We start from the raw sequence: 8,840 nt of genomic DNA, 5'->3' as shown, positions 1-8,840 counted from the left end.
CCACCGTCGCCACCGTCACCGAGATCTACGACTATCTGCGCCTGCTCTATGCCAGGGTAGGCGTGCCCTATTCGCCTGCCACCGGTCTGCCGATCGAGAGCCAGACCGTGCCGCAAATGGTCGACCGGGTCCTGGAGCGGCCCGAAGGCAGCCGCCTTTATCTGCTGGCGCCGATCGTGCGCGGCCGCAAGGGCGAGTACCGCAAGGAGCTGCTCGACCTGCAGCGCCGGGGCTTCCAGCGGGTCAAGATCGATGGCGAGCTTTACGACATCGAGGACGCTCCGGCGCTCGACAAGAAGCTCAAGCATGACATTGAGGTGGTGGTCGACCGGGTCGTGGTCGCCCCGGACTTGGCCACGCGGCTGGCCGACAGCGTCGAGACCGCGGTCGAGCTGTCCGACGGCCTGCTGATCGTGGAGGACGCGGATTCAGGCGAGCGCCAGCTCCTGTCGGCCAAGTTCGCCTGCCCGGTCTCCGGCTTCACCATCGCCGAGATCGAGCCGCGCCTGTTCTCGTTCAACAGCCCGCACGGCGCCTGCCCGGCCTGCGACGGCCTGGGCCGCACCATGTTCATGGACCCGGACCTGGTGGTGCCGAACCCGGACCTGTCGCTGGCCGAGGGTGCGATCGAGCCCTGGGCCGACAGTTCCTCCTCCTGGTACCCGCAGACGCTCGCCAGCCTGGCGCGCCATTACGGCTTCGACCTCACCACGCCCTGGAAGAAGCTGCCGGAAAAGGCCCGCAACGCGGTCCTGCACGGCTCGGGCAGCGAGGCGGTCACCATGCGCTACGCCGACGGGCTGCGGGCCTATGAGACCAAGAAGCCGTTCGAGGGCGTGGTTACCAACCTGCAGCGGCGCTGGCGGGAAACCGACAGCGCCTGGATGCGCGACGAGCTGTCCGAGTATCTGAGCTCCGCGCCGTGTACCGCCTGCCAGGGCTGGCGGCTCAAGCCCGAGGCGCTCTCGGTCAAGATCGCCGATCACCATATCGGCCAGGTGACCGACAAGTCGGTGCAGGACGCCGACCGCTGGTTTGCCGAGCTGGACAGCCGCCTGACCGAGCGGCAGCGCGAGATCGCCGTGCGCATCCTGAAGGAGATTCGCGACCGGCTGCGCTTCTTGAACGACGTGGGCCTGGGCTACCTGACGCTCGCCCGGGACTCCGGCACCCTGTCCGGCGGCGAGAGCCAGCGCATCCGCCTGGCCTCCCAGGTCGGCAGCGGGCTGACCGGCGTGCTCTACGTGCTGGACGAGCCCTCGATCGGCCTGCACCAGCGCGACAACGACCGGCTGCTCGCCAGCCTGGTGGGCCTGCGCGACCTGGGCAACACCGTGATCGTGGTGGAGCATGACGAGGACGCGATCCGTGCTGCCGACCATCTTATCGACATGGGGCCGGGTGCCGGCGTGAACGGCGGCATGGTGGTGTCGCAGGGTACGCCCGAGGCGGTCATGCACGACCCGGCCAGCCTCACCGGCCAGTATCTGTCCGGCCGCCGGCAGATCGCCGTGCCGGAGCAGCGCCGGCCGGTCGATCCCGAGCGCATGCTCCGCCTAGTCAACGCCACCGCCAACAACCTGCAGGGTGCCACTGCGAGCTTCCCGCTGGGCGCCTTCGTCTGCGTCACCGGCGTGTCCGGCTCGGGCAAGTCCAGCCTGGTCATCGACACGCTCTACCCGGCGCTGGCCCGCCGGCTGAACGGGGCTCGTAAGGCGCCGGCCGCCCATGAGGATCTCAGCGGCGTCGAGCTGCTCGACAAGGTGGTGGAGATCGACCAGTCGCCGATCGGCCGCACGCCTCGCTCCAATCCTGCCACCTACACCGGCGCCTTCGGCCCGATCCGCGACTGGTTCGCCGGGCTGCCGGAAGCACGGGCCCGCGGCTACAAGCCCGGCCGGTTCAGCTTCAACGTCAAGGGCGGGCGCTGCGAGGCCTGCCAGGGCGACGGCGTGGTCAAGATCGAGATGCACTTCCTGCCGGACGTCTACGTCCAGTGCGACGTGTGCAAGGGCAAGCGGTTCGAGCGCTCCACGCTGGAGATCACCTACAAGGACAAGTCGATCGCCGACATCCTGGCGATGACGATCGACGAGGCCACCCAGCTGTTCGAGGCGGTCCCGCCGATCCGGCACAAGCTCGAGACGCTGCGCCGGGTGGGTCTCGGCTACGTGGCGCTGGGCCAGTCGGCCACCACGCTCTCGGGCGGCGAGGCGCAGCGGGTCAAGCTCGCCAAGGAGTTGGCGCGCCGCGCCACCGGGCGGACCATCTACATCCTCGACGAGCCGACCACCGGCCTGCATTTCGAGGACGTGCGCAAGCTGCTCGAGGTGCTCCACGCCCTGGTCGACGCCGGCAACACGGTGGTGGTGATCGAGCATAACCTGGAGGTGATCAAGACCGCCGACTGGATCGTCGATCTAGGGCCGGACGGCGGCACGGGCGGCGGCCGGATCGTCGCCGAGGGCCGGCCGGAGCAGATCGCGGCCAATCCGGGCAGCCATACCGGCCGCTATCTGGCGCGGCTGCTGCCCGAGGCGCCGGCCTCGGCAGATGCGGTCGAGGCGCGGACCGGTCGGCGCCGCCGGGCATCCTGAGCCGGTAGAGCGCTCGGGCCTTAACGCTCCGTCAACCTCTTGCGGTTAGGCTCCGACTCGATGGAGGCCTGCCGCACGGAGACGGAGCGCCATGATCGACCGCGACCTGCCGATCCTGCTCGTCGACGACTACCGCTCGATGCTGCGCATCATCCGCAACCTCCTGCGCCAGGTGGGCTTCGCCAACGTGGCGGAGGCGACCGACGCGGACGCGGCGCTGGTGCATCTGGCCGAGCGCCGGTTCGGCCTGGTGATCTCCGACTGGAACATGCAGCCGACCGGCGGGCTGGCGCTGCTCAAGGCGCTGCGGGGCGAGCCGCGCACCAGCCTGGTGCCGTTCATCATGGTGACCGCGGAAGGCAGGGCGGAGGACGTGCTGGCCGCCCGGGACGCGGGAGCCGACCACTACCTGGTCAAGCCGTTCAACGCCGCCACGCTCGAGGCGAAGATCTGCCACGCCCTGCAGGGCCGCGCAGCATGACCGCCGCGGGACCGCCCGGCCAGCCGCATGCCGGTGCTGTCCTGCCTCTGCTCCTGCGGTTGCTGGCGTTGCTGGCCCTGTTTGCGGGCGCCGGCACGGCTGCCGCTGCCGCAACCGCCCAACCCGCCTCGCCCCCGGCGCAGCCGGCCAGCGCTCCGGATCGGGATCTCGGACCGATCCGGCTGCGCCTGGGTGCTCAGGGCGCCACGGCGCGGATCGTGCTGGAAGCCGCTCACCCCTTCACCCTGACCCGTGGCCAGGAAGCAGGCGAGCTGGTGCTGCGGTTCGATCGCGACCTGCTGGCGAGTGGGCAGGATCTCGGCATCCGGCTGTCCCGCGTCGCCTTGTCCGCGCGAACCGCCGGTCCTGAGCTGCGCCTGCGCCTGCGGCACCAGGTGAGCCTTGAGCCGGACTGGCTGAGCGAGCAGCACCTCGTGCTGGCCCTGCGCCCGAAGGATGTCCCGGCTCCACCCGCCGCCACGGCCGACAGCAACGCCCCCAACCACGCCCTGCCGGCGCTGCTGGCCGAGGTTCCGGTCGATGCCGCTCCCGACCCGGCAACCATCAGCCACGGCTTGGCGCCCCACCCGCGTGGGGCCGATGCCGCGCATCGGGCGACGGCACCGGATCGCCTTGCGACCTCACCCGTGCCGGCAGAGACCGCACCGGCGGCCGGCCTGGAGGTTCGTGCCACGGCCGACGCCACCGGCGCAGCGGCGCTCGAGTTCCGCTGGGACGATCCCGTGCCTGCCGCCGCCTTCTGGCGGGACGACCGCCTCTGGCTGGTGTTCGGCGCCCGGGCCGAGCGGCTAAGGGCGGATCCGGCAGCGCTCGCCCGCCGCCTGGTGCATCGGGTCCGCACGACCGAGCGCCAACTCGGCACGGACGCGACCGTGTTCCGCTTCGGCCTCGCAACGGGCGTCGCGGCGAGGCTCCTGCCGCCCGCGGACGGCCAAACCTGGCGCCTGCTGCTTGCTGCCGACTCGGCCGGCGCGGAGCAGGGTCGACCCACTCATGTCGAGATCCGGGAGGGCCCTGTTCTGCACCTGCCGGGCATCAGCCGCCCGGTCGAGCTGACCGATCCCCGTGCCGGCGATCGCCTGCTGGTGGCACCGGTAGCCGCCGCACAGGCGCGCCCCGTGGTTGCCGGCGGCACGCCGGAGCTGGAGATCATGACGAGCTTGGCCGGGCTGGTCATACGCCCCTTGCGGCCGGACCTTTCCGCCGTGCCCAGAATCGACGGCGTGCGCATCACAGGGACGCCCCCACCGACCGCACAGCTGCCGCCCGATGCCCCTGGGCCAGCATCGGCAACGGAGATCGCACGACTCGACTTCGCTGGCCTTGAGGGACGTGCGGGACTGGCGGAGCGGCGGCTGGCGCAGGAGCGCCTGGCACGCGCACCGGATGATCCCGCGGCCCGTGCCGGCCTGGTGCGGGTGCTGCTGGGTGCCGGATTGCTCGTCGAAGCCGATGCGGTGCTGACGGGCTTCGGCCCGACGGACGAAATGACCGCACCGCTCGCGACGGCCACAGCGGCGCTGGCGCGCCCGACGGCCGTGCCGCCCGCCAGTCTTGCAGGGTTGGGCGAGCCCGACCGGCCTGAGGCCGCCCTGTGGCAGGCCTTCCTTCATGCCCAGCAAGGCTGCGACGGTGAGGTAGGCGCGGCCCTGATAGCGAGCGGGGACGTGCTGAGCCGCTACCCGCCAGCCCTGCGTCGTCTGCTGGGTGAACCGATCGTCCGCAGCCAGATCCGTTCCGGCGCAATCGATGCTGTGCTCGCGGCCCTGGACGGCCTCCTCGCCGCGGCTGCCGACGATGAGGCGGAAGCCGCGCTGTGGAAGCTGCTGCAGGCCGAGGCACTGGCGCAAGAACAGGCGCTGCCGGCAGCGCGGCGGCGATTGGCAGTGGCGGAGCGGGAAGGTGACGCGGACACGGCGCTCCAGGCGAAGGCGGTGACGCTCGACCTGGATCTGCAGGCCGGCACCACCGACGCGGCTGGGGCGAAGGCAGCGCTGGACCGGCTGGCACCGGCCTGGGAAGGCCGCCGGGTCCAGCCTGCCATGGAACGACGTCATGCCTGGGCGGCGCAGGCTGCAGGTGACTGGCCGACCGCCCTGGCCGCAGCCGAGCGGGCGGCAGCGCTGCCTGATCCCGGCCCGGCCGCCGACGCGCCGGCGGTCGAGCCGGTCGACATACTGGCGGCGGCGCTGGTGGCGCCGGATCTCGACCTGTTCCGCAAGCTGGCCCTCGTCCAGGCTCGGCCGCTGGCCGAGTTGCGGCGGGGCGAGCTGCGGGCGCCGCTGGCCGCGCTGGTCCGCCAGCTGCGGGCGGCCGGCCAGGAGCAGGCTGCGCTTCTCCTGCACGCTGCCGTGCCAGAGCTGCCGGTCGGCAAGGAGGAGGCGGCAGCCATGGACCGCAGGCCGGACGGACCGCCCGTATCCAGCGTGACGCGCCAGCTGCTCCAGGAACTGGACGCTGCTGCGAATGACCGTTTTGCCGACCCGGCTCGGCTCGACCAGGCACTAGCTGGCTGGCAATCGGATCCTGAAGGGTGAGCGTGCCGGCGGTGTGCCAGCCCGCTTGCGAAAGCAGCACGCTTGCCGCCAAACTCCACGGATAAGGGGAATCCGCATGGTCCGCTTCGGCAGGGTTTCGGGCATGTTCTGGGGTATGTTCTTGGCCCTGCTCGGGCTGCTGCCGCCCACCGCGGTACGGGCGCAGGAGCAAGCGCCGACGGAGCAGCCGGCCTCGCAGGAATCGGGTGGGCAGCAGTCCCCCGAAGACGTCCAGGCGCTGGTCGACAAGATCAAGCGCCAGCTGGAGGCCATGGACGCGGCCACCAGGGAACGCGACCAGAGCCTGGAATTCCTGCGTGACCAGATCGACCAGGCAACGGGCCGACTGGAGGGAAGCGGCGCTGCCAACGAGGCACTGCGTGCCAGGGTGGGTGAGCTCGACAGCACCGTGAACGACCTGTCCGCGCAGCAGAGGGCGCTGGACGAGAGCCTGAAGGCCACCGCACGCGAGAAGGAGACGCTGGAGGAGCAGCTGGCCCGCCGGATCGCCGAGCTCGAGGCGGTACTCGGCGAGGAACGCCGGGCCGGAGCGGCGAGCCTGGCCGCCGAGCGGCAGCGGACGGAAGCGGCGACGGCGCGCGCAGTGAGCCTGGAGGAGCAGCTGGCGGCCGAGCGCGGTCGCCTGGAGACGGCGCTGGCACAGCAGCAGGCGGCCGCCACGGATGCGCAGGCCTCCCTGCAGAGCACCGGTGCGGAGCTGGCCTCGGCACGCAGCCGGATCGCGGAACTGGAGCGGCTGCTGGATACCACCAGGACAGCGCTGGTGGCCGTGGAAGGCACGCTCGACGACACTCGCAGCCAAGTCGACACCCAGCAGGCGACCATCCTGGACCTCGGCCAGCGGCTGAACGAGGCGCTGGCGCGCAAGGTCGAGGAACTGTCGCGCTACCGCTCGGAGTTCTTCGGCGTGCTGAGCCAGGCATTGGGCGAGCGGCCGGACATCCGGGTCGTGGGCGACCGGTTCGTCCTCCAGTCGGAACTGTTGTTCAACCCTGGCTCGGCCGAGATCGGCGCGGAGGGCCGGGCGGAGCTGGCCAAGGTTGCGCAGACGCTCCAGCAGATCGCACAGACGATCCCGGAGGACGTGCCCTGGGTGCTGCGGGTCGACGGCCATACCGATCGCCAGCCGATCCGCGGCGGCCGGTTCGCCTCCAACTGGGAGCTGTCCACCGCGCGCGCCGTCGCCGTGGTCGAGTACCTGATCTCCCAGGGCCTGCCGCCCGAGCGTCTGGCCGCGGCGGGGTTCGGGGAGTACAAGCCCCTGGACGGGCGCGACGACGAGATCGCCTACCGGCGCAACCGTCGGATCGAGTTCAAGCTGACGGAGAGCTGACGCCGATGGCCCGCCAAGCGATCATCCTGGACTGCGATCCGGGGCAGGACGACGCCATCGCGATCCTCCTGGCGCTGGGGGCACCTGAGGAGATCGAACTGCTGGCGATCACGGTGGTGGCCGGCAACGTGCCGCTGGGCCTGACCCGGGTGAACGCCCGCAAGATCCTAGAACTGGCAGGCCGGGCGGACGTGCCAGTTTATGCCGGCTGCGAGCGCCCTCTGGTCCGGCCGCTGGAGACCGCCGAGCACGTGCACGGCGAGACCGGGCTGAACGGTGCCGTGCTGCCGGAGCCGACCACCCCGCTGCGCGACGGCCATGCGGTCGATGCGATCATCGAGCTGGTGATGTCCCGCCCGCCCCGCACCGTGACGATCGCGGCGGTAGGCCCGCTCACCAACGTCGCCCTGGCGATCCGCAAGGAGCCGCATCTGTCCCAGCGGCTCCGGCAGATCGTGCTGATGGGCGGCGCCATCGAGCTCGGCAACATCACCCCCGCCGCCGAATTCAACATCTATGTCGACCCGCATGCCGCCGACATCGTGTTCCGCTCGGGCGTGCCCCTGGTCATGTTCGGGCTGGACGTGACCCACCAGGTGCTGGTGACCGGGGAACGCCTCGCGCAGCTCCGCGCCAATGGCGGCAGGGTCGCGGAGGCAGTCCACGGCCTGCTGGACTTCTTCAACCGCTTCGACATGGAGCGCTACGACGCTCCGGGCGCGCCGCTGCACGATCCCTGCGTGATCGCCTGGCTGATCGACCCGACCCTGTTCGCCGGCAAGGACTGCCCGGTCGAGATCGAACTGGAAGGCCGCTCGATCGGCCGGACCCTGGTGGACTGGTGGAACACCGACCGGCACCCGGCCAACGCCACCGTGATGCGCGAGGTCGACGCCGACCGCTTCTTCACCCTGCTGACCGAGCGCCTGGCCCGGCTCCAGGCCCTGTGAAGCGCCGGGGTCGAGCGCGACACCGAGGCGGACCCGGCCTACGGCTCGGGCAGCGTGCACAGGCCGATGGAGTCCCTCTGGTCCAGCGGCAGGGCTGCCATCCTTCTGCCGGCACCGCCCCGACAGGAACTCGTGGCAATCGCGCCCGCCTTCTGGTTGGAGCGCTGGTAGCAATAAGTCCGGTGGTACCAGTTACGCCCATCCGAGGGCCTGAGCTCGCAAGTCTGCGTAACCACCACTTCTGGCCGGCGCCTGCTCCCGCTTGCTCCTGGAAGGCGCCGGCTGCGACAGCCATGACCCTGCGCATGCGCTGTGCATCGTAGGGCACCGGTGTGCCGGAAGGTACAGTTCCGCACATGGATGCCACACGGATGCGCCGCGAGATGACCCGTGGACGAGTGGTCCATCCTGCAGCAGCAGAGGGCGCCTTTCTTAGGGAAGCGGCTGCCTCGGGCATGCTGCTTCCCTTTGCCGGCGGCGCGTCCGGGGCAACGGCGCCTTTCGGTCTGCTCATGCTCCAGAGCGCCCCACTCTGCCGGGGGCCGCCGAACTGCCCGCTGAGCGGACAGCGATGGGCCGGCATCGCTTCAGCGATCTTGGGTCTCCTGGCCTTGCTCCCGGCCGGCGGCGAGGGCCTCCGCTGTGCGGTCACTGACAGTTGTTCATGCGAGACCGGCAGATGGTCGTTCCCAAACAAATCAGCCAGGTGACGGCCTGAAATCAGTCTTCGAATGCTCAAGCTCTAGCTTCCACCTACCTATTCAGCATGATCCGGCGCATGGCGGCATAGATCAGGGTGGCGCTCTTCGGAATCAGCTACTCATAGCCCCTCCAGGACAGCCGGTCGGGTGACGGGTACTTCAAGATGCCGTTCCCGCTCGGCTTCCAGCTGAGCAGCAA

General features: G+C 70.6%; 5 protein-coding genes. All 5 read left to right on the top strand.

Annotated elements, in window-relative coordinates:
- The coding region (uvrA, locus tag EQG76_RS00530) for an excinuclease ABC subunit UvrA (RefSeq protein ID WP_159709633.1) at positions 1 to 2,597 on the top strand (2,597 nt) is incomplete at its 5' end.
- A gap of 91 nt (positions 2,598 to 2,688) precedes the next feature.
- Entirely contained in the window at positions 2,689 to 3,078 is a 390-nt protein-coding gene (locus EQG76_RS00525) for a response regulator (protein WP_159709631.1), read from the top strand.
- Positions 3,075 to 5,636: a hypothetical protein gene (locus EQG76_RS00520; protein ID WP_159709629.1), complete on the top strand. Its 2,562-nt coding sequence runs from the start codon at positions 3,075 to 3,077 to the stop codon at positions 5,634 to 5,636. Before EQG76_RS00525 ends, EQG76_RS00520 begins: the two co-directional genes overlap by 4 nt.
- 76 nt (positions 5,637 to 5,712) lie before the next feature.
- Positions 5,713 to 6,990: a peptidoglycan -binding protein gene (locus EQG76_RS00515; RefSeq protein WP_235031136.1), complete on the top strand. Its 1,278-nt coding sequence runs from the start codon at positions 5,713 to 5,715 to the stop codon at positions 6,988 to 6,990.
- A 5-nt stretch (positions 6,991 to 6,995) separates the two neighbouring features.
- Positions 6,996 to 7,940: a nucleoside hydrolase gene (locus EQG76_RS00510; protein ID WP_159709627.1), complete on the top strand. Its 945-nt coding sequence runs from the start codon at positions 6,996 to 6,998 to the stop codon at positions 7,938 to 7,940.
- The last annotated feature ends 900 nt before the right edge of the window (positions 7,941 to 8,840 follow it).

Origin of the sequence: Geminicoccus flavidas (assembly GCF_009806515.1) — a bacterium.
In the GTDB taxonomy this organism is placed as follows: domain Bacteria; phylum Pseudomonadota; class Alphaproteobacteria; order Geminicoccales; family Geminicoccaceae; genus Geminicoccus; species Geminicoccus flavidus.
Note: the sequence above shows the minus strand (reverse complement) of the source record. Positions and strands in the feature narration are given on the sequence as shown.